Origin of the sequence: Streptomyces sp. NPDC098781 (genome assembly GCF_044759995.1) — a bacterium.
Classification (GTDB): Bacteria; Actinomycetota; Actinomycetes; order Streptomycetales; family Streptomycetaceae; genus Streptomyces.
In genome coordinates this window covers 1-1,077 of the sequence record NZ_JBIWAK010000028.1, presented here as the reverse complement: position 1 = coordinate 1,077, position 1,077 = coordinate 1, and the positions used below count along the sequence as shown (strand labels likewise).

The following is a 1,077-nucleotide window of genomic DNA, read 5'->3' as shown; positions in this document are numbered from 1 at the left end:
TGTGCTGTCCCGGGACGTTGGTGACAGGCGACACGCCTTGAGCGGTCCTTGAACGGGGCGAGGGCCTCTGGGTTCGGTGTGGATTGCGATATCGACAACCGGCACCCAGGAGGCCCTCGTTGTTCCACCGTAATGCCCCGCTGACGGCGACCGGTCGGCTGCGTCTGGCGCGGTGTGTCGTCGATGACGGATGGCCGCTGCGCCGGGCCGCGGAACGCTTCCAGGTCAGCCACACCACCGCAGCACGCTGGGCAGGCCGCTACCGCAGGCACGGGCCCGCCGGCATGCAGGACCGCTCCAGCCGCCCGCACCACCAGCCTGGCCGCACCCCGGCCGCCCTCGAGGAACAAGTCGTGCGCCTGCGGCAACAGCACCGCATCGGACCGGTGCGGCTGGCTGCCCGATGCGCCGTCGCCGCCTCCACCGCCCACCGCATCCTCGTCCGGCACGGCCTGCCCGCCCTGGCCGCCACCGACCGGGCCACCGGCGAACCCGTGCGCCGCTACGAACGACGCCGGCCGGGCGAGCTGGTCCATATCGACGTCAAGAAACTCGGCCGCATCCCCGACGGCGGCGGCCACAAAGTCCTCGGCCGGCCGGCCGGGCGGGCCAACCAGGACCGCCGCAACGGCACCGGATACGCCTACCTGCACACCGCCCTGGACGACCACTCCCGCCTGGCATACACCGAAGACCTGCCCGACGAGAAGGCCGCCACCTGCGCCGCCTTCCTGCAACGGGCAACCGCCTGGTTCGCCGCACGCGGCGTCACCGTCGAGCGGGTCCTGACCGACAACGCCTGGTCCTACACCAAGAACACCTGGCGCGACACCTGCCGCGACCTGGGCATCAGCCCCCGCTGGACGCGTCCCTGGCGGCCGCAGACCAACGGCAAGGTCGAACGCTTCCACCGCACCCTGCTCGACGAATGGGCCTACCAGCGGCCCTACACCTCAGACACTGAACGACAGGCAGCGTTTCCCGACTGGCTGGACTGGTACAACTACCACCGACCCCACACCGGCATCAGCGGCCACACACCAGCCACCCGCGTCACCAACCTGTCCGAACAGCACA

The 1,077-nt window shown here is 70.8% G+C and carries 1 protein-coding gene; it reads left to right on the top strand.

Annotated elements, in window-relative coordinates:
* Positions 1–119: 119 nt before the first annotated feature.
* A partial coding sequence (locus ACIQWG_RS40815; protein ID WP_404106219.1) for an IS481 family transposase occupies positions 120–1,077 on the top strand: 958 nt, incomplete at its 3' end.